At 68.4% G+C, this 20,247-nt stretch carries 12 protein-coding genes and 1 tRNA gene; 6 read left to right on the forward strand and 7 right to left on the reverse strand.

The genetic code is table 11. The annotated features are described in order from the left end of the window. Positions 1-82: 82 nt before the first annotated feature. Both IU476_RS24900 and IU476_RS24905 read right to left on the reverse strand, forming a co-directional pair. The gene (locus tag IU476_RS24900; protein ID WP_195103914.1) at positions 83-1,426 is read right to left on the reverse strand and encodes an ABC1 kinase family protein; all 1,344 of its coding nucleotides are present in this window, start codon (positions 1,424-1,426) and stop codon (positions 83-85) included. 237 nt (positions 1,427-1,663) lie between these two features. Continuing rightward, positions 1,664-2,524, reverse strand: coding sequence for a TOMM precursor leader peptide-binding protein (locus IU476_RS24905; RefSeq protein WP_195103916.1), 861 nt, complete (start codon positions 2,522-2,524; stop codon positions 1,664-1,666). 464 nt (positions 2,525-2,988) lie between these two features. Between IU476_RS24905 and IU476_RS24910 the strand changes: the two genes are divergently transcribed. After that, positions 2,989-4,011 carry an FAS1-like dehydratase domain-containing protein gene (locus IU476_RS24910; protein ID WP_195103918.1) on the forward strand — a complete coding sequence of 341 codons (1,023 nt, stop codon included), beginning with the start codon at positions 2,989-2,991 and terminating at the stop codon, positions 4,009-4,011. A gap of 21 nt (positions 4,012-4,032) precedes the next feature. Here the strand turns inward: IU476_RS24910 and IU476_RS24915 are convergent, their stop codons facing one another. Then, positions 4,033-4,986, reverse strand: coding sequence for a sigma-70 family RNA polymerase sigma factor (locus IU476_RS24915; protein ID WP_324194267.1), 954 nt, complete (start codon positions 4,984-4,986; stop codon positions 4,033-4,035). 240 nt (positions 4,987-5,226) lie between these two features. On the opposite strand from IU476_RS24915, the gene IU476_RS24920 reads away from it, so the two are divergent. After that, positions 5,227-5,559: an ArsR/SmtB family transcription factor gene (locus IU476_RS24920; protein ID WP_195103920.1), complete on the forward strand. Its 333-nt coding sequence runs from the start codon at positions 5,227-5,229 to the stop codon at positions 5,557-5,559. Positions 5,560-5,644: 85 nt separating this feature from the next. Next, on the forward strand, positions 5,645-6,547 hold the full coding sequence (locus IU476_RS24925) for a TIGR03620 family F420-dependent LLM class oxidoreductase (RefSeq protein WP_228824215.1): 903 nt from the start codon (positions 5,645-5,647) through the stop codon (positions 6,545-6,547). A gap of 14 nt (positions 6,548-6,561) precedes the next feature. On the opposite strand, the gene IU476_RS24930 is transcribed toward IU476_RS24925, so the two are convergent. Then, positions 6,562-7,968: a zinc-dependent metalloprotease gene (locus IU476_RS24930; RefSeq protein ID WP_195103921.1), complete on the reverse strand. Its 1,407-nt coding sequence runs from the start codon at positions 7,966-7,968 to the stop codon at positions 6,562-6,564. Positions 7,969-8,018: 50 nt separating this feature from the next. Here IU476_RS24930 and IU476_RS24935 point away from each other — a divergent pair, with 50 nt between their 5' ends. Continuing rightward, complete coding sequence (locus IU476_RS24935) at positions 8,019-9,044, forward strand: YlbL family protein (RefSeq protein WP_195103922.1); 1,026 nt, start codon at positions 8,019-8,021, stop codon at positions 9,042-9,044. A 3-nt stretch (positions 9,045-9,047) separates the two neighbouring features. Here IU476_RS24935 and IU476_RS24940 read toward each other — a convergent pair whose 3' ends face one another. Next, entirely contained in the window at positions 9,048-9,653 is a 606-nt protein-coding gene (locus tag IU476_RS24940) for a PPA1309 family protein (protein WP_438944064.1), read from the reverse strand. A 219-nt stretch (positions 9,654-9,872) separates the two neighbouring features. Between IU476_RS24940 and IU476_RS24945 the strand changes: the two genes are divergently transcribed. After that, the gene (locus tag IU476_RS24945; RefSeq protein WP_195103925.1) at positions 9,873-12,869 is read left to right on the forward strand and encodes a UPF0182 family protein; all 2,997 of its coding nucleotides are present in this window, start codon (positions 9,873-9,875) and stop codon (positions 12,867-12,869) included. A gap of 81 nt (positions 12,870-12,950) precedes the next feature. Here IU476_RS24945 and IU476_RS24950 read toward each other — a convergent pair whose 3' ends face one another. Further along, positions 12,951-13,496 (reverse strand): transglycosylase family protein, encoded by a 546-nt coding sequence (locus tag IU476_RS24950; protein WP_195103930.1) that lies wholly within the window; start codon positions 13,494-13,496, stop codon positions 12,951-12,953. A gap of 472 nt (positions 13,497-13,968) precedes the next feature. Here IU476_RS24950 and IU476_RS24955 point away from each other — a divergent pair. Further along, positions 13,969-14,042 (forward strand) — tRNA-Met (locus tag IU476_RS24955). A 67-nt stretch (positions 14,043-14,109) separates the two neighbouring features. Here IU476_RS24955 and IU476_RS24960 read toward each other — a convergent pair. After that, on the reverse strand, positions 14,110-20,076 hold the full coding sequence (locus IU476_RS24960) for an ElyC/SanA/YdcF family protein (protein WP_195103931.1): 5,967 nt from the start codon (positions 20,074-20,076) through the stop codon (positions 14,110-14,112). Positions 20,077-20,247: the final 171 nt, after the last annotated feature.

A 20,247-nucleotide genomic window follows, 5' to 3' on the forward strand; every position in this document is an offset into this window, starting at 1 on the left:
CGCGCGATCCCGAAACCGACCGAGCCCCGCATCTCTGTACGAGATGCGGGGCTCGCCCTTTGGGGGAACCGTCTGCGGGAACTCAGCTGGCGCTGCGGTATTCGGCGTAGCCGGGGACCCAGTCGTGCATCAGCTTCATGAACGGGACCTCGGCGTCGAGTTGGGCGCAGATGCCGATCGAGCCCATCAGCACCCGGAAGATCATTACGTCCTCGGGCGGAAGCTGCAGGGACATGCCGGTTTTCATCTCGGGGCGGCTGACGTCGGTGGCCTTGCCCGCGACGCGCTGCATCCACCTGCGGGTGAAATGGAACGACTCGGTGCGGATGGGGTCGGTGAACGGCCGCAGGTAGTCCGCGATCTCCCGGTGGCTGACGGTGCGGCCGGGGATGACGAAACCGTGGGCGTACATCAGGTCGGTCAGCTCGTCGAAGCGCTCCTCGACCGCGAGCGCCACCATCTGCCCGAGGATGGGCGGGAAACCGTTCGGCAGCGGCGCGCAGGCGCCGTAGTCGATGACCGCGAGGCGTTCGTCGGCGAGCACCATGAAATTGCCGGGGTGCGGGTCGGCGTGCAGCTTGCCGACGATCGCGGGGGAGGAGAAGTGGAACTCGCCCATCAGCTCGGCGACGCGGTTGCGCAGCGCGACGGTGCCCTCGGGATCCTCGGCGCCGCGCCGGATGATCGCGGAAACCGGTGTGCCGTCCAGCCATTCGGTGACGATCACCTTGGGGGCGCTGGCCACCACCTTCGGCACCACGAAGCGCGGATGCCCGTCGAAGGCCTTGGCGAAGGCGCGCTGGTTCGCCGCCTCGGTGCGGTAGTCCAGTTCCTCCTCGGTGCGCTCGGTGATCTCGGCGAGGATCGGTTTCACGTCCGCGCCGGGGATGACGGCGCCGATCATGCCCGCCATCCGGTTCAGCGTCTTCAGGTCCGCGCGCAGCGCCTCGTCGGCGCCCGGGTACTGCACCTTGACCGCGACGGTGCGGCCGTCGGACCACTGCGCCTTGTGCACCTGGCCGATGCTGGCCGAGGCGGCGGGTTCGTCGTCGAAGGAGGCGAAGCGCTTACGCCAGCCCGTGCCGAGCTGCTGGTCCAGCACGCGGTGCACGGCGGCGGCGGGCAGCGGCGGCGCGGCGGCCTGCAACTTGGTGAGGGCCTCGCGGTAGGGCTCGCCGTACTCCTCCGGGACGGCGGCCTCCAGCACCGACAGCGCCTGCCCGAACTTCATGGCGCCGCCCTTGAGCTCGCCCAGCACCGCGAACAGCTGCTCGGCGGTCCGCTGATTCAGTTCGGCGTTGATCTCGGTCCGATCGCCCCCCGCCAGCTTGCGGCCGAAGCCCACCGCCGCGCGGCCGGCGATCCCGAGCGGGATCTTGGCCAGCTTGGCATTGCGGGAGGACGACCGTCGCACAATCTCAGACACCTCACCATCATGGCCGACGTACCGCGCGGTGTGCCACGGGAATAGGGTGAACTTATCCACCTCTCACAGTGGTGGTATCGGTCACACCGGCCGCCGTGGGCGCATGGATTCAACAGTTCCGAACGGGCCGTTCCACCCACTTCCGGCACGCCGCGCAGGCGGCCCGCGCGCCCTTTCACGACCTCCCGGGGGTGTCCCAACTCACGCCTGCCACCGGGCAGGTCGCGACAGCGGGACTCATCGGGGTGGGGCGGTGAGGAGGGCGCGGCAGGCGCAGGCGGGGTGCGGGGGCCAGCGGCGGTGGTTGATGTGGTGGGTTTCGGGGTCGAGTTCGAGGGTGGTGTCGAGAGTTCGGGGCGGGGTTTCGGCGCCGCCTTCGAGGACGGTCTCCAATTCGCGCAGGGCCAGGGCGGCGGTGGCGGCGATCGTGGCGGGGGAGCCGTAACCGACCCGGCCGAGCAGTTGCGCGGCCAGGTGCGGCCATTCCGCGTCGAGATCGCGGCGGGTGAGGTCGGCACAGCGCAGGCAGCTGGTTCCGCCGGGCAGCACCAGCGGACCGACCACGCCGCGCCCGTCCCGCAGCCGGATCTGCAGATGCGGGATGCGCCGCAGGACAAGGTCGTTGACCAGGTGCGGCTCGGGCACCAGGGTGTCGGCCAGCACCACCACGTCGGCGGTGCGGCCCACCCCGGCGCCTGCGGCGAGGTCGCGGGACCGGCTGGGGCGCAAGCCGAGTCGCCGCACGCCCGCGGCCACCGCCTCCGACAGCGGGCCGCGTCCGTGCACGTGCACCTTCCGCACGGCACTCACCCGGGTGTGCGGGTGCACCAGGAGCCCGGCGCGGTCGATGTCGTGGAGCAGCCGTAGGGCGTCACTCGACGCGATCCCGAAACCGCTTGCCTGCCAGATGATCTGCGGATGGCTGCGCAGACCGTCCAGTAGCTTCAGGAACCGGGTGAGGGACTCGGCGGCGATGCCGTGCGGCTGCACCACCACCGCTCGCTCCGGATCCCACCCCAGCTGCACCGCCCCGGAAGGACGCCGCAGCACCGCCACTCGCGGATGCAACATCGGCCCGCGCGGCCGAAACATGGTCATACCCGCAGTATCTCCGCGCGGCCGCCGCGGCAAAGGCTCGAAACCCCTGGTTATCCACAGAATTCGGTGGTCATCCACAGGATGGTCCGGCAGGACAACGTGATGTCCGCGCCCCGCTCGCCGGTGTCCTATCGATCGCCGGGTCCCGAAATCATCCCCAACTCCGCGTTCCGGCGGGCGGCCTGTGGGTAGACCCTGTGGACAAGGTCGCGACGGAATGCGCCCGGTACCAACCATTTCCGTCGTTCGCGACATTCCGGGCCTGTGACATCTCACGAGCCGACGCCGTCTCGCGCCGTGCGGCCGAAATGTGTGGTTCACAACGCGATCGGCCCGAACGCGGTGATTTCTCCAGATCATCGGGGGCACCGGGTGACAGCGGGCATTCGTGGGAAAACAATGGTTGATCCCGCGGAAGAGCCCGCGCGGTCGGCCCGGCCCCGGATTCGCTGCAAAGGAGCACTATGGGAAGCGCATCCGTCGACGTCCCGCACGTGGCATCGAACGAACAACTACGGTCCCGCAACACCTTCACCGTGGACGCCGAGCGCATCCGTGACTACGCGCGCGCGATCGGCAACGGCGATCCCATCCACCTGGACGAATCCGTCGCCGCCGCGCGGGGTTTCGGCGCGCTGGTGGCCCCGCCGACCTTCGCCACCATGGTGTGGATGCGCGCGGAGGAGGAGACGCTGGCGGCGATGGTGCCGGGCTTCCACACCGGCCGCATCCTGCACGCCGACCGCGCCCTGGACATCGTGCGCCCGCTGCTGGACGGCGACCGGGTCAGCTGCGACGTCCACTTCGAGTCGTTCCGGCACTACCGCGACTACGACATCGTCTCGATGGTGACCACCCTGCGCGACCACGAGGGACAGATCGTCGTGGTCGGCTCCTCGACACTGCTCGTGCGCGCGCAACGGATCTGCGCCCAGCACCCGGGCGTGAGCGGGTACGACCGCGGCCTCGAACTCGTTCCGGCCCGGCACCGGGCCCGCGTGCCCGGCTTCGGCGAGCGCCTGCCGGTCCGGCCGCGCGGGGGGCACACCGGCACGCCGCGGCCGACCGTCGACTTCACCACGCTGCGCGTCGGATACGAGCTGCCGGTCCGGCAGCACGCGCTCGCGCCCTCGGACGTCATGCAGCACGCGAGTGTGGTCGGCGCACCCGGCGGTCTCGCCGTCGAGGACCGGCTGCCCGCCACGCCGCCGGGCGGCCCGACGCCGGGCATGCTCACCCTCGGCCTGGCCGCGGGCTACCTCTCGTCGTGGCTGGGTGATCCGACCGCGGTGACCAAGTACCGCGTGCAGTACGCGCCCAAGCTGCACTATCTGCCGATCGGCACCGGCGACCCCACTTCGATCGAGTTCCGCGGCCGGGTGACCTGGCTCAACCCCGTGCGGCGCGGCGCGACCGTCGTCATCGACGCGACGGCCAAGGGCCGCAAGCTGTTCGGGTACGCGACGGCGGAGATCCGCTTCGCCTGAGCGCGTACTCCGAACCGCGCCTCAGCCGAGCAACCCGTCCAGCACCCGCGTGCTGGCGGGCTTGCGGAGCTTGGCCATGCTCTTGGTCTCGATCTGCCGGATGCGCTCGCGCGAGACGCCCAGGATCCGGCCGACCTGCTCCAGCGTGCGGGGTTCGGTGCCGTCGAGGCCGTACCGCAGCACCAGCACCTGGGCCTCGCGTTCGGCCAGGGTGGCCAGGACGGCCGCGAGCCGGCCGCGGGTCAGGGAGGCGGCGACGGTCTCCGCGGGATCCGGCGAGTCGTCGGCGATGAGCGCGCCGAGTTCGGTGTCGTCGTCGCCGACCTGCAGGTGCAGCGAGATCGGCTCGCGCGCGTGGCGCAGCACCTCGCGGACCTTCTCGACGGTCAGGTCCAGCTCGGCGGCCAGCTCGTCCTCGGTGGCCTGCCGGCCGAGTTGCTGGTCCAGGGTGCGCTGGGCGCGGGTGATCCGGTGCAGGACCTCGGCCACGTGGGCGGGCAGGCGGATGGCGCGGCTCTTGTCGTCGATGGCGCGGCCGACGGCCTGCTTGATCCACCAGGTGGCGTAGGTGGAGAACTTGAGCCCGCGGTGGTGGTCGAACTTCTCCACCGCGCGGATCAGGCCCAGGGTGCCCTCCTGCACGAGATCCAGCAGCGACATGCCCGCGGGCGCGGGGTAGCGCTTGGCGATCGAGACGACCAGCCGCAGGTTGGCCTCGATCATGTGGTCCTTGGCGCTGCGGCCCGAGCGCGCCGCGCGCGTCAATTCGCGGCGCTCGTCCACGGTGAGTTGTGCTCCGTCCGTAGCGTTTTCGGCCAGCCGGCGCTCGGCGTCCAGGCCGGCGGCCATCCGCTCGCCGAGTTCGAACTCCTGCTCGGCGGTGAGCAGGGCGGTGCGTCCGATGCGATGCAGGTAGTCCCGGACCGGATCCGTGCTGACGGCCGCCGAACGGTCGGTGGTGGGGCGAAAAGTCACGAAGGCCTCCGGGTGCGAGTGCGGCTGTGGGCTGTTCGGTGTGGACGGCCGGTGGGCGGACCCGCCGACGGCGCTGATCCGCCCGGCTCGTCCTCGGCGGCCGGGAATTCGCAGCGGTGCGGCGATGGTGTGCTCCATCCTACCGGCGTGAATTCCCTTGCACCGGGCCTCGTTCCAAGCCGCGGCGGGCCCGCCCCACCGTCCCGGGAAAAGTCGGTGACCACTCGGTATGGTGTGATCATGGCGCAAACGGTGGCCGCACCCGATCCCGACCTGGTGCGTGCGTTGCGGGCGCTGGCCAATCCGCTGCGGCTTCAGCTGCTGGCCTGGCTGCGCGACCCCGAACAGCACTTCCCGGTGGAACGGGCGATCGCCGACATGAACGAGGTCGGCGTCTGTGTGAGCCACATCCAGGAGAAGGTCGGGCTGGCGCAGTCCACCGTCTCGGCCTATCTGGCCGAACTCGAGCGGGCCGGCCTGGTGCGGTCGACCCGGGTGGGGAAGTGGACCCACTACAAGCGCGACGAGGAGCGCATCGCTCAGCTCGTCGCCGAACTGGGGCAGACGCTCTAGCGCTTCTCCGGCGAAGCTCGCCGATCTCCCTCGACCGGGAACATATCGCGCATTTCCGATGGTTCTAGTATCGTACTTCCACGATATGACGATGCGTCATCGCACCGAGGAGATCTGTATGGGCACCATCGACGGCCTGGACCTGGGCACCTACGGCATCTACACCTTCGACTTCGAACACCTGCCCCCGGCCCGGATGCGCGAAACGCTCCGGGAACTGGAGGAACAGGGCTGGCGCGCGTTCTGGTTTCCCGAGGTCGGCGGGCTCGAGGCGCTGACCCAGGCCGGGCACCTGCTCGCCGCCACCGAACGCCTGCACATCGTCAACGCCATCGCGCGGATCGGGCAGCGGACGCCGGGCGCGACGCACAGCGGCGCCAGGTTGCTGGCCGAGGCCTACCCCGATCGGCACGTGCTCGGGCTCGGCGTCGGCGACATGGCGGGGAAGCCGCTGGCGGCCATGGCCACGTACCTCGACGAGCTGGACGCGCTGGCGGGGCGGACCCCGATCCGTCGCGTGCTGGCCGCCTACGGGCCCAAGATGCTGGAGCTGGCCCGTGATCGCGCGGACGGTGCGCACACCTACCACGTGCCCGTGGCGCACACCGCGCAGGCACGAGAGATATTGGGTCCCAACAGTTTCCTGGGCGTCGAGCACGCGGTGCTGTTCGAGACCGACCCGGACCGGGCGCGCGAGATCGCCCGCGAGCACCTGGTGCCCTACCTGAGCACGCCCTACAACCTCGCCAAGTTCCACCGCCTGGGCTACACCGAGGCCGACACCTCCGGCGGCGGCAGCGACCGCCTCGTCGACGACCTGGTGTTCTGGGGCGAGCCCGACAGCATCGCCGCCCGCCTCCGCGCCCACGTCGAGGCAGGCGCCGACCACGTCGCGGTGCAGGTCATCGGCATCGAGCCGGGGCAGACGGCGGTCGCCCAATGGCGCACCCTCGCCGAAATCCTTCTCCCACAACCCATCCCCGCCTGACTGCTGCCGGGGGGTCAGGCCTCGTCGCCGGAATCGTTGTCCGGCTTGTCCTTTCCCTTCTCCTTCGCTTCGCGCTGGGCGCGCTCGCGGGCCTCGGTCTCGGCCAGCTGGGCGAGCGGGTCGTCGAAAGCGTCTGTGCCGCCGCCGATCACGCCGTCGATGAAGCCGGCCGGGTTGTCCAGGTCGGCGGAGCTGGGGAGCAGGTCGGGGTGGGCCCAGACGGCGTCGCGGGATTCGGTGCCGGCGTCGGTGGTGAGGCGGCGCCACAGGGTGGCGGCCTCACGCAGCTTGCGGGGCCGCAGCTCCAGGCCGACCAGGGTGGCGAAGGTCTGTTCGGCGGGACCGCCGGTGGCGCGGCGGCGGCGCAGCGTTTCCGCCAGCGCGCCCGCGCCGGGCAGCCGGTCGCCCACGGCGTCGGTCACCACGACCTCCACCCAGCCCTCGATCAGGGCCAGCAGGGTTTCCAGCCGGTCCAGCGCGGCCTTCTGCTCGGGCGTGGTCTGCGGTTCGAAGGTGCCCTGCGAGAGCAGTTCCTCCAGCTTCGACGGGTCGGTCAGCGACATCGGGTCGATGTTCTGGGCCGCCTCCTCGATCGCCGAGAAATCCATCCGGATGCCGCGCGCGTAATCCTCCACCGCGCCCAGCACCTGCTGACGCAGCCACGGCACGTGCGCGAACAACCGCTGGTGCGCGGCCTCGCGGGCGGCCAGGTAGACCAGGATCTCGCTCTCCGGCCGCTCCAGGCCCTTGCTGAATTCCGTGACGGCCGCGGGCAGCAGCGCCGCGGTGCCGGTGGGGCCCAGCGGCAGGCCGATGTCGGTGGAGGTCAGCACCTCTCCGGCCAGCTGGCCCAGCGCCTGCCCGAGCTGCGAGCCGAACGCCAGCCCGCCCATCTGACCCAGCATGCCGATCATCGGCGCGGCGAACTCCTTGGCCTCCTCCGGCAGGGTCGACGTCCACATGCCCGACACCTGCTGGGCCACCGGGTCGCACAGCCGCCGCCAGGTCGGCAGCGTCTCCTCGATCCAGTCGTTGGGTGTCCAGGCCACGGTCTTCGTCGCGCCCGCGGGCAGCGTCGTGGCCGCGTCGAGCCACAGTTCCGCCAGATGCGCCGCATCGGACACCGCCCGCTGCGTGCTCGGCGACACCGGCTCGACGCGCGAGCCGAGCTGCTGGCGGGCCAGCCGCTTGGCGATGTCGTAGTTCACCGGACCACCCGACTGGGCGCCCGGCTGACCGATATTCGAGAACATCTGACCCAGCGAGGTCAGCATCTGCCCGAGCTGCGACGGATCGAACCCGCCCGCGCCCGGACCTCCGATCCCGAACGGATTGTTCGCGCCGGAACCGGACTGATCGTCCCGCCGGTCGCGGTCGGGATCGTCATCGCGGTTCGAGAATCCGAATGGCACGTCGCTCATAACCCTCAGGCTACGCGGACGGCCACGGGAGAGCCGCTACTGTGTTGCGGGTGAATCGTCGGATCCTCACGCTGCTGGCTGCCCTGATTCCCGTTCTCGTGCTCGGTGTCGTGGGCAGCGCCGTCACGGTGCCGTTCGTCGCGCTGGGGCCCGGTCCCACCTTCAATACGCTGGGTGACGTAGAGGGCAAACAGGTCGTCGACGTGCAGGGCGCACCGGTGGATCCGACGGCGGGCAACTTGAACATGACGACGGTCTCCGTTCGCGACGGGCTGAATATCTTCGAGGCGTTCGTGCTGTGGGCCGACGGCCGTTACGGCCTGGTGCCGCGGTCGGAGGTCTACCCGCCGGGCGTGCCGCGTGACCAGATCGACAAATCCAACGAGCAGGACTTCAAGGACTCCGAGGACAACGCCGAACTCGCGGCGCTGCACTTCCTGAAGTATCCGACGACGGTCCGGCTGCGCACGGTCGCCGAGGACGGCCCGGCCAACGGCGTGCTGCGCAAGGGCGACGTGGTGGTGAGCGTGGGAGGCAAGCCGGTCGCCACGGCCACCGACGTGGTGGAGGCGGTGCGGGCGGCCAAGCCCGACACCGTGGTGCCGATGGTGGTGCGCCGCGACGGCGCCGAGCAGACCCTCGAGGTGAAGCTGGGCGCGCGCCCGGACGACAACAGCAAGGGCTACCTCGGCGTGACACCGGAGGAGGTGCCGCAGGGCCCGCTGGACGTCACCTTCAATCTGGCCGACATCGGCGGCCCGTCCGCGGGCCTGATGTTCAGCTTGGCGATGATCGACAAGCTGAGCCCCGGGCAGCTCAACGGCGGCAAGTTCATCGCCGGCACCGGCACCATCGACCCGACCGGCAAGGTCGGCCCGATCGGCGGCATCCAGTACAAGATGATCGCCGCGCGCGAGGCCGGCGCCGAGACCTTCCTGGTCCCCGCCGACAACTGCAACGAGGCGCGCCAGCGCATCCCCGCCGGCCTGAAGCTGGTGAAGGTCGAAACCCTCACCGGCGCAGTGCAATCCCTCGACGACCTGAACGCGGGACGCGACACCGTCGGCTGCGGGTAGGAGCTACTCCTCGGGCTCGTTCTCGAGCGTGTGCCGCAGGGCCTCCACGAGATTCGTCGCCAGGTTGGGGGCGGTGCGCAGGTCCAGGTCGGCGAACGGGTCGTCCTCGTCCTCGTCGGGACGGACCTGCAGCAGGCTCAGGGAGACGCCGTCGCGCAGCGCGCCGACGAACAGGCGGGCGTCGCGTCGACCCGGATGGGTGACCGCGGCGTCGCGGCCCGCGCGGTCGGCGGCGTCGCGGTCGGCCAGCAGCGGGGCGATGGCGTCGTCGAGGGTCTGCTCGGCCGAGGGCGGCAGCACCACGATCTGCTGCACCAGCACGCAACCCGCCACCGCGGGCGGCCAGCTCGTGGTGGCCAGGAATTCGTCGAGCGCCATCTGGTCGCCGCGCAGGTCGTCCGGAAGCGGTTCCTGCGCAATGGGAGTCAGCTCCGCGCCGTCGGCGAGCTGATCCTCCAGCGTCGGCTCGGCCGCCACCAGGTCCGCCGTCGGCACCAGTGCGAACAGCTGCGGCGGCCGATCCCACCCTTCGCCGTCGGCGTACTCGGCCACTTCGCGGATGCAGCGGTACAGGGCGGTGGAGGGGTTCACGAGGGTCACGGCCGACACCTTAGGGCCTGCCCGGCGACACGAGTGCACACACCTGACCAACACTCCGGCGGCCCGGTCCGGACGGCCCGCGACGCACTCGGGCAGGGACTGTGATCCAATCCGACCCGTTTTACGTAGAGTGGGGCGCGAGAGACGGTCCGCAGGGACCTCCGCAACATCGGACTGCGGTGCGCCGGCCGGGAAGTCGCGCACCGCCGGACCTGGGAGAGTGGCATCGTGGGCATGCGCCCCCCGACAGGATTACCTTCGCTGTCCCGTCGCAGCCGGGTGCTGCTGCTGACGGCCCTCGTGCTCGCGGCGCTGCTGCTGGTCGGGCCGCGGCTGGTCGACGCCTATACCAACTGGTTGTGGTTCGGCGAGCTGGGATTCCGGCGCGTCTACGCGACGGTGCTGGTGACCCGCATCCTGCTGTTCGCGGTGGTGGCGCTGGTCGTCGGCGTGCTGATCTGGCTGGCGATGCTGGCGGCCTATCGCACCCGGCCGGTGTTCGTCCCGGTCGCCGGGCCCAACGATCCGATCGCCCGCTACCGCACCACGGTGATGGGGCGGCTGCGGCTGTTCGGCATCGGCATCCCGGCTCTGGTCGGTCTGCTGTCGGGCCTGGTGGCGCAGTCGAGCTGGGTGACGGTGCAGATGTTCCTGCACGGCGGCTCGTTCAATATGAAGGACCCGCAGTTCGGTCTGGACGTCGGCTTCTACGCCTTCGATCTGCCGTTCTACAAGATGCTGCTGAACTGGCTGTTCGTCGCCGCGGTGATCGCGTTCTTCGCGAACCTGGTGACGCACTACGTGTTCGGCGGCCTGCGGCTGTCCGGTCGCGAGGGCACCCTGACGCGTCCGGCCCGCATCCAGCTGGCGGTGATCGCCGGAACCTTCGTGCTGCTCAAGGCGATCGCGTACTGGTTCGACCGGTACTCGCTGCTGTCGAGCACGCGCAAGGAGCCCACCTTCACCGGTGGTTCCTACACCGACATCAACGCCGTGCTGCCGGCCAAGCTGATCCTGATGTCGATCGCGATCATCTGCGCCATCGCCTTCTTCACCGGAATCGTGTTGAAGGACTTGCGGGTTCCGGCGATGGCGGCGGCGCTGCTGGTGCTGTCGTCGATCCTGATCGGCGCGGTGTGGCCGCTGATCGTCGAGCAGTTCGAGGTGCGCCCGAACGCGGCGACCAAGGAGTCGGCCTACATCGAGCGCAATATCGCCGCCACCCGGCAGGCGTACGGCCTCACCGACGACAAGGTCCAGTACCAGGACTACAAGGGCACCCCGACCAAGGACCCGGCCACCATCCCGGCCGACCAGCAGACCATCAAGAACATCCGGCTGCTGGACCCGAACCTGTTGACCCAGACCTTCATCCAGCGCCAGCAGCTGCAGAACTTCTACGGCTTCCCCGACCCGCTGGACATCGATCGGTACACGGTCAACGGCGACGTCCAGGACTACATCGTGGGCGCGCGCGAGCTGGTGCCGCAGAACCTGTCCGGCAACCAGACCGACTGGATCAACAAGCACACCGTCTACACGCACGGCAACGGTTTCGTCGCCGCGCCGGCCAACCGCGTCAACGTCGCCCCGCCGAAGGAGACGCAGCAGGCCGCGACCGGTTCGGCCGGTTCGAACACGGGCGGCTACGGCTACCCGGTGTTCAATATCGGCGACCAGTCGACGGTGAGCGACCTGTTCACACCGAAGGACAAGCAGGCGATCAAGGTCGACCAGCCGCGCATCTACTACGGCGAGATGATCGCCAAGTCCGACGCCGACTACGCGATCGTGGGCGGCAACGGCCAGCCGCCGCGCGAATACGACACCGGCACTTCGCAGTACACCTACACCGGTTCGGGCGGCGTGCCGATCAGCAACTGGTTCAACCGCCTGGCCTTCGCCGCCAAGTACGCCGAGCGCAACATCCTGTTCTCCGGCGCGATCGGCTCGGATTCGAAGATCATCTACAACCGCAATCCGCGCGACCGCGTGCAGCAGGTGGCGCCGTGGCTGACCGCCGACGGCGACGTCTACCCGGCGGTGGTCAACGGCCGCATCCAGTGGATCGTCGACGCCTACACCACCCTCGACAATTTCCCGTACGCCCAGCGCACCTCGCTGGACGGCGTGGTCGAGGATTCGATCGACCAGAACACCGGCCGGATGCTGCCCCGCAAGGAGGTCAGCTACATCCGCAACTCGGTGAAGGCCACCGTGGACGCCTACGACGGCACGGTGAACCTCTACGAGGTGGACTCGAACGATCCGGTGCTGAAGGCGTGGGAGGGCGTGTTCCCGAACGCGGTGCAGCCCAAGAGCGCCATCACCCCGGAGTTGCAGGCGCACTTCCGCTACCCGGAGGACCTGTTCAAGGTGCAGCGCGACATCCTCTCGCGCTACCACGTGAACGATCCGCGAGAGTTCTTCACCACCAACGCGTTCTGGTCGGTCCCGAGCGACCCGACCTCGGACACCCCGACCAACGCGCATCAGCCGCCGTACTACGTGCTGCTGGGCGATCCGCAGACGGGTAAGCCGCAGTTCAACCTGACCAGCGCGATGGTGGGTTACAAGCGGCAGTTCCTGGCCGCCTACATCCAGGTCAGCTCGGATCCGGAGAACTACGGCAAGTTCACGGTGCGCAAGCTGCCCACGGATTCGCAGACGCCCGGCCCGCAACAGGTGCAGACGTCGATGACGACCGATGCCCGGGTGTCCAGTGACCGCACGGTGCTGACCGGCGGCAATACCAACAAGATCAAATACGGGAATCTGCTGACGCTGCCGGTCGGCGACGGTGGCGTCCTGTATGTGGAGCCGTGGTATCTGGAACGCAACGCCGGGCCGAACGCCGCCTCGTTCCCGCAGCTGGTCAAGGTGCTGGCCAGTTCCGGCGACAAGGTCGGCTACCAGGCCACGCTGGGCGACGCGCTCAACGACGTCCAGGAGGGCCTGGGGTCGGCGGCGACTCAGCAACCCGGCCAGCAGGCGGTCAATCCGCCGTCCAGTGGCAGCGGCACCGCACCGCCGTCCAACCAGGGCACTCAGCCGCCGGTGACGCCGCCGACGGGGTCGGCCGGTAAGGACGCCGCGGTCAAGGAACTCAACGACGCGCTGAAGGGCGTGCAGGACGCGCAGAAGTCCGGCGACCTCGGTCGCCTGGGCCAAGCGCTGGAGACCTTGCAGAAGGCGGTCGACGACTACAACAAGGCCGGCGGATAACCCTCGGCACGGACGCGAACGGCGCCGCCATCGTCATTGATGGCAGCGCCGTGTCGTTTCTCCCGGTATGGAGACTTCGCGTCAGCGACCGAGCGACTCGATGAGGCCGCTGTTCTGCTGCAGGATCTGCTGGTACTGCTCGGTGACACCGAACTGGTCGGCCAGCTGGTCGCCGGTGGTCTCGGCCTGATCGAGGAGGGCCTGGCGCTCGGACGGGGCCGGGGCGGGGACGGCCTGGGCCTCGGGCTCCGGCTCGGGCTGCGGCTGGGCGACCGAATCGTCGCCGGCGCCCCAGCGCAGGTACTGGCCGCACACCGGCCAGGCGCCGGCGCCCTGGGTGGCGAGCACGTTCTCCGCGACGCGGATCTGCTCCTCCTTCGAGGCGTTGGCGGGGCTGCCGCTGCCGCCGTTGGCGTTCCAGGTGCTCTGCGAGAACTGCAGGCCCCCGTAGTAGCCGTTGCCGGTGTTGATGCCCCAGTTGCCGCCGCTCTCGCACTGGGCGACACCGTCCCAGTCGTGGGCAGCGGCCGAAGCCGTGCTGGACATGGCGAACGGGACGGCAACAAGGGCGCCGGTGACGGCGGCGAGGCCGAGGGCGCGACTGCTGATCTTCCGGTTCTTGTTCATGGTGGATTCCCTCCCTGCGCCCACCGGCTCGGCGGTCGCCCGCCGGTCCCTGCCCCCAGGAGGTCGGGGATCCCTCGAACCGCGGGGCAGGGTCGCCGGTGTGCAGCGGTTCGGGTCGGTTGCCCATCACGGGTTCGTTCCGGGCCGAGCACGACGATAACGAACAGATTTCGGCAGATCACGTCTTGATAACGTCGGGAATGCATGAAGCGCATAACCGATTTCGAAGTGTTGATGCAGGTTGGCTATGTTGCGTTTTGAAATTCCGGACGGTCTGTTACCTGCTCGTTATGTGTCGCAGATCACTCTGTGATTGTGCGGTGGATCACGTTTTCCGGGACTTGCGCTGGAAACGCGCGTGTGCGCGAGCCCCGGCCGCTACCCCATGATCATCTCCGTCGCACCCGAAACCGCACCTGATCAGCCGATTTGGCTCTCCGCAGCACGTGTGTGTAATGTTGTGTTCACCCGACGCGGGGTGGAGCAGCTCGGTAGCTCGCTGGGCTCATAACCCAGAGGTCGCAGGTTCAAATCCTGTCCCCGCTACTAACGGAAACGGCCCGGAACCATCTGGTTCCGGGCCGTTTCGCGTTGGTCGACGGCTCCTTCGGCTTCATCGGCCGGAGGGGATAGGCGCGACGGGGCCGGAGTCGATCGACACCGGCGTTCCGGTGCTGTCGAAGAAGATCGCCCGCACTCCGCGTTCGCCCGGCGACTCCGGCGACCGGACGCGATTCGCGCGAAGCAGGCCCGCGGCGGGGTCTCGTACTTCGACGCGGTCCCGGCCGTCCCCGTCGACCCGCCGTACCAGCAGGCAGGCCCGCGCGCGGCCCGCGAGGTCCTCCTGGACCACGAACGCCATCACGCCGTTGCCCCCGTCGCCCATCGACCGGCCCCAGGCACGCAACCGGTCGTCGACCTGATCGCTGTCGGCGAAAACGGTGAGCTGTCCGCCGGTCGCGGCTGCCAGCGTGTCGCCGATCGTGTCCGTCCGGCCCGCGGGCGCCGTGATGCCGGTGCGGCCGGAGACCTCCTGGAACTCCTGGAGGAGCGGCTGTAGCTCCCCGCTGCCCGGATCCTGCCGGGCCCACCGCGCCAGAATTTCCGCAGGCGACGACTCGTCCCGAGTCACCATGAGCCAGTGCAGGATTCGCGCTGGATGGGTCAGCGGCAGCGACGATTCGAGCGCGCCCGCGGTGGCGCCCTCCACCAGGCCCTCCTTGGGATCGATGGTCGCCGTGTCCGGGTTTCCGTCGACGAACGCATAGCCGGGGAGTTGCGTCAGCCACTCATCGAAGCTCGGACTCCCGGGAAGCAGGCCCGATGCCAGGAACAGCCGATAGGCCGCCAGCAGCGCCGCCGGTGCCTGATCGTGCAGAATCCAATCGCTGTTGCCGGCCACCGCGTGCAGGAATTCGTGGTAGGTGGCCTGGGAAACGATGTCCTGATCCGACTTCGCGTAATGGTGATTCGCGACGCGGTCCGCCCACCGCTGCGGTGCGGCTGGGTCGGTGAAGATCCGGGTGCTGATCGTGATCGTCGTGTAGTGGTCCTGGAACTCGGAGGACGTGATGCCGAACGATTCGGTAGCGCCGTAATCCTCGGGCACCTCGCGGAATCCGATGAACCGCAGGGCGAAACACCCGCCGTACTCGGCGATCAGCGCCCGGAGCGTCCGGTCGACGGACTCCACCGCCGCGAGCGGGACGACGGCGATATCCCAGCCCAGCATCCGGATGTGGTGGTCGTCGTACAGTTTCCGGGCGATGCGGGCCTTGGCGTGAAGTTCCCCGGTCGGCCGGGATTCGGTGTCGGCGCTGTCGATCTCACCCGATCGCGGCTCGTCGAATCGAGCCCAGACCTCGCCCCATTGTTCGACTCCCGACCGGGTGGCGGAGTCGAGTGCGGCGCGAATGTCGGTTCCGATGTGCTCGTGGCTGAACAACGGCGCGGGCCAGGTGGAACTTTCGAGTGTGGCGACGCGCCGGGGACGGTGTTGATCGACCATGACCGCCACCTGTAGCGAGCGATGCCCTGCGTGTGTGGTCATCCGCAGCACGAGTCGTGCCCGCATGCCATCCAAAAGGTTCGCGCCGTCGATTCGCGAGCTGCCCTGCTGTTGCAATGCGTCGGTGTAGGACGTCATGTACGTGACCGCGTTGCGTCCGGCGGTACGCACCAACTCCGCCGCGGCGTCGATCTGGCCGGGATCTCGCCAGCCTCGCTCGCGCATCATGTCGCCGACGGCCGCGGCGACGGTGTCCACGTCCTCCTCCGTCTTCACTCCGTCGGATGCGAAGAACGGGTGGATGTCGAGGGTCAGGTCCGGATCCAGGTCCCCGGCGTCTTCGGGCAGGTCGCGGATGGCGGCCGCGGCGGCTTCGTCCGGGAACATGTCCCAGCGGGTGTCCGTGGTTCGCGCAGCGGGTTGCGTGTCCCATGCCCTCGGCGGGTTGGCCCATTCACCTTGCGCCTCCGGCTCGTCCGAGTCATCGAGGAAGATCGCGGCGGGCTCCGCACGACTGCCCTGGGTCGCCGGCGAGGGATAGATCTGGTCGGCGGCCAGCTCCACCATGCCCTGGAATGTGCCGGTCAGGCTGGCCAGAACATAGCGGCTGACGTCCAGCACGGTGGTGGCGGCGCGACCGGGCAGCAGATTCGCGAGGCTCTCGGCGATATCGTTCGCGGTACCGAGCACGAACTCCGCGCTCTCCCGCAGAACGGTACTGGCCAGGTACTTGTCGGTGACCGCCATGAGGTACTCCTCGGCCGCGCGGGATCCCGCCCGCGACCAGATCACCGCGCACAACGCCCGGGCACGCAGGTACTCGTCGCTCTGCGCCTCGAGCCACCGGCAGCCCGGGAAGAATCCGGCGGACCACAGATCGTTCTTCTGGAACCGCTTCCAGTGTGCGAGTTCGTCTTCGGTGATCACCCCGCGCCGGCAGGCGTCCGTCATCAGATCGATGTCCGGGTTGAGCATGGGCCGCCCGGTGAAGTACTCCATGACACCGGCGGCGATCAACGGCACCTGCGGCAATTCGTCCTGCGAGGTCCGCCGCTGCCACTCTCCGAACCGGGTGACATCGTCATTGTCCCTGGAGCTGGCCTGCTCGGGGGTGCCGACGGGCTTGGTGCGGATCTTCCAGACCGGGATCGTCTCGTCGACGAGGACCGTCTCGCCCTCCGGGGTGGTCTTCTCGACCTGGCGGGTGATCTTCGTCTGCGTGAAAAATATTGTGCGCCAATCGACGCGACGTTCGTGCACCAGATGGTCGATGGATGCTCCGGTCACATTGACGAGTGTCAGCATCGCGTAGAGCGGGAACCGCTGGAAGATCCGGGACAGTTCGAGTAGATCCTTGTCGGTCAGCTCGGCGTCTCGCAGTGCTTCGGCATTCCCGTGGAAAATCGCCCGGAACCATGCGCGCCGATTACTGAACCAGTCGTCCCCGAACGGAGCCCCGTCCCGGGGCAGCGGCAGGTCCCGCAGGTAGGCGAACCCCTCGGGGCTGATCTCCAGCAGCTCCGCAATGGCGGCCCGGACCGGTTCCCAGTACTCCGGCCCGGGTTCGGTGTGTTCGGCGCCGGGTTCCATGATCGTCCGGGGACGCGCGGGGCTCGAGCTTTCCGGGGTCGCCTGTTCGTCGTCGGCGAGGTCGATGGCGACAGGGTCTGTGGGGCCGGCGTTTTCCGGTGACGCGGCCTCCGGGTTGGCGGTCCGCGCTATCTCGCGGTCGAAGCGTTCCTGCCATTCGGCATCGGATTCACCGTTCGGCATCGGGTAGTTCGCGCTGTCCGCAACGTCGGCGACCCGCTGCATGAGGCCGTCCACGTAGGCGTTCAACAGGTCCGGTCCGTAGTCGTCGTGGAGTTCGTCGGCCCGCACCTGCAACAGCTGACCGTCCAGGTGGAGCTTGATCAGTCCGTCCAGCATGTCGACGTAGGCGAGCATGGATCGGTCGCGTTGGTGGGAATAGGTTTCCCGCAGCTCCGCGACAACCGCACGCCAAGCTTGCGGGTTGTCCTGTTCGGGGCGGGCCTCGAACCGGTGCGCCAGGTCATCGCGTAGGTGTTCGAGCAGATCCAGGATGTCGGCCAGCGTGTCCGGCGTTTCCTCGGTGCTCTCCTGGTTCCGGAATTTCGTGAAGATCCGGACGATGTCGCCGTACCACGTGTCCCGGCGGTTCATGGACTCGAAGACGGCCTCGGCCTCGTCGATCCCGGCACGGATCGACTCGAGTTCTCCCGGCGGAAATTCGAGCGCGTCCTTGTACAGCGCTGCCATCGGGGGATCGAGATCGGGATGGTGGAACGAATTGCTGAAATCGATGGGAACCAGCCGAACCTCGTGGTCGACCCCCAGGTTCGCACCCTCGAAGCGATCCCATGTTCGTAGCAGTTGTTCGGCCAGCAGCAGGCGTCGCCAGACCGGCGTATGCCGGAAACGCAGCTCAGCGTACTCATCGGTCGGGTTGTCGACAACTCCGGGCGCATACGCCATCAGCAGGGTGAGACCGCCCTCGTCTCGCCGGAGGGTCGGAGGCGCGGCCACTCCGCAGATCCTGGATATCAGGCTGCCCAATTCCTCGGCGTCCGCTTGATCGAGGTCGCGGACCGTCTTCTCGATGGCGCGGAAGCCGTTGCGGTAGGTGATCAGAACCACCTGCTCCGACATCGTCGGGTCGTTCGAGTCGCCCTTGAGCCGCTTGCGTTCGGCGACCCCGGAGGCTTCCGCCTCGGCCAGCTTCTCGGCGAAGGATCGCTCGTCGACGAGGTCCTTCATCCACGCGATCTCGTCGGGATCGTCGTAATACTTCAGCGCCGATTCGAGCCTGTCGTGTACTCCGGACACCGTCTCGACGCTCACCCGGCCGTCCCGGCCTACCTGTACATGCCAGTGGTCGATGGGGATCCCGTCATTGTCCGCCATCTCCCGCAGCAGCGGATCGGCCCGATCCAGCAGTGACTGCTGCCCGCGCAACGGGGAAGCCACCACGATGCGCATGGTCCCGTCCTTGCCGTGGACGAGTCCGACACCGCTGCCGAGTTTGCGCGCACCCGCGGCCGCCAAGATGTCCTCGGCCGCCAGCACCGCCAAGGCCACCCGCACCTCGTCCACGTACCTGTGCCAGGCCGCGATCTGCCGTTGCATCTCGACGAACCTGTCGTTGACCGCGAGCAGCGCTCGGTCGTCGGTGAGCACCTTGACCGCCAAGCGATCGAGGACGCGTCGCCGTAGTACCGCATCCAGGCGCCGGGCCTGCGTGTCCTTCAGCTCTGCTATGCCCCTGGTGATCTGCTCCGTGTCCCTCCGATGCAGATGCGTCGTGTCGAACCCGAGTTGCTCTGCGCCGCGCAGGGTTTCGGCGACCACTTCGGCGGCCTCGTCCTCGGCCCGCTCCAACGCCCGGCGTGCGCTGGGGGTGAGCGCATATTCATCGGAGTCGCCGAGATCGATGGCGACGGGGTCGTTGTCGCTCGCCGATCGGGAGGCGGCAGGGGCGGCGGCCTTCCGGGCAGTGTCGGCGGCATGGCGGGCTCGGATCGCGGCTTCCAGTTCGTCGCGGCCGCTGACGCCGAACTTGGCATAGATCGAGGTGGCGTGTTTCCTTACCTCCCACAGCGTTGTCCCGAGTTCCGCCGCGATGTCCTTGTTGGATGTGCCGTGGACGATCCGTGTGAAGACCTCGAGTTCCGCGCGGGTCGACCCGATGCGGACGAGTTCGAGTACACCGGCCACGTGCTGGTACGCGTTTCGTACCCGCTCGGGTATTTCCTGCGCGGTGATGTGTCCCAGGACCGGGGTTTCGATGAGACCCCGCACCTCGGTCGCGATTGCCGAGGTGAGGGTCCGGGGATTCTCGGGCATCGGTCCGTACCGGAGGTAGTGGGACAGCGACACGCCCGCGGTGACGACGGCGACGTGCTGGGCCTCCGCCGGAATCCCCGCCATGAACTCGGGGAGTTCGCCCGCCAGCTCGAATCGCTCGATCACCTCGGGGATCTTCTTCATGAAAGTCGAGTGAGCTCGCCTGGCGTGCGGTGGAGCGCAGATCACGAGGAGTGAATTCGTCTTGTATCCCGCCTGCCACAGGAGGGGTACGGAATTCTCCGCGTTACCTCGGGTATTCCGCGCATGTGGTTCTTCGATAATGTTTCTCGCCGAGTTCAATCCGAGCCGCTCCGCGGCTACTCTGAACGTCTTCGCCTCGGAGTTGATGCCGAGGCCTGTGGCGACCTCCTCGAACCATTCTTCATCCGCTGTTCCGGCCTTGTTCTTCATTCCGGCCCAGCCGGAGAACACGATCGGAATATCGCCCAGATCGTTCTCGCCGAGAAAGTTGGCGGCGAAGGCGGCCGAACCGATATCCGGACTGCCGAGGACGATCACCGCGTCGTACCGATGTCCGGGTCGGAACGCCCACTCCGGATCGAAACGCAGATGATCCCAGATCACGGTGAGGTCCGCGATCATCCGGTCGGTATCCACTCCCGCGTCCCGAAGCTCCCGTAGCCACGCGTCGAAGGCCGTGGCGGGCGGAGTCGCCTCGGGCAGATCCGGCCGAGTGAACGGCACTAGGTCGTGTCTCCCAATAATTTGAGCCATTCGACGACCAGGGCCAGGACGAATCCGGCGCGGTAAGTGATTGCGAGCTTGTCGTAGCGCGTGGCCACCGCCCGCCAGTGCTTGGCCCTGTTGAAAGCACGCTCGATGACATTGCGCCGCTTGTAGGTTTCGGTGTCGAAG

The organism is Nocardia blacklockiae, assembly GCF_015477355.1.
Taxonomy (GTDB): Bacteria; Actinomycetota; Actinomycetes; order Mycobacteriales; family Mycobacteriaceae; genus Nocardia; species Nocardia blacklockiae.